The 310-nt window shown below is 64.5% G+C and carries 1 protein-coding gene; it reads left to right on the top strand.

What is annotated here, in order from left to right:
* Positions 1-310 (top strand): outer membrane protein (locus AABA86_RS34595; protein WP_445083509.1); only part of this gene is annotated, 310 nt, incomplete at both ends.

Here is a 310-nt window from a genome sequence, read left to right as displayed (position 1 = left end):
GGAGCGGCTTCTACATCGGCGTCAACGGCGGCGGCGGATCGAGCCGCAAGTGCTGGGATCTGATTTCCCCCGGTCTTGGCACTATCGTCCCGGAAGGGTGCCACGATGCCACGGGCGGCACGGCGGGCGGGCAGATGGGATTTCGTTGGCAGTCCGTCAACTGGGTGTTCGGCATCGAGGGCCAGGGCAACTGGGCCGACTTCACGGGCGACAACGTCAGCACGGTGCTTTTCCCGCCGACCGGTCTTCGTAATCGGTCCAAGATTGAAGGCTTCGGCCTGATCACCGGGCAGGTCGGCTATGCCTGGAA

The sequence above is a fragment of the Bradyrhizobium sp. TM233 genome, assembly GCF_036247965.1.
In the GTDB taxonomy this organism is placed as follows: domain Bacteria; phylum Pseudomonadota; class Alphaproteobacteria; order Rhizobiales; family Xanthobacteraceae; genus Bradyrhizobium; species Bradyrhizobium ottawaense.
This window is presented reverse-complemented; position numbering and strand designations above follow the sequence as displayed.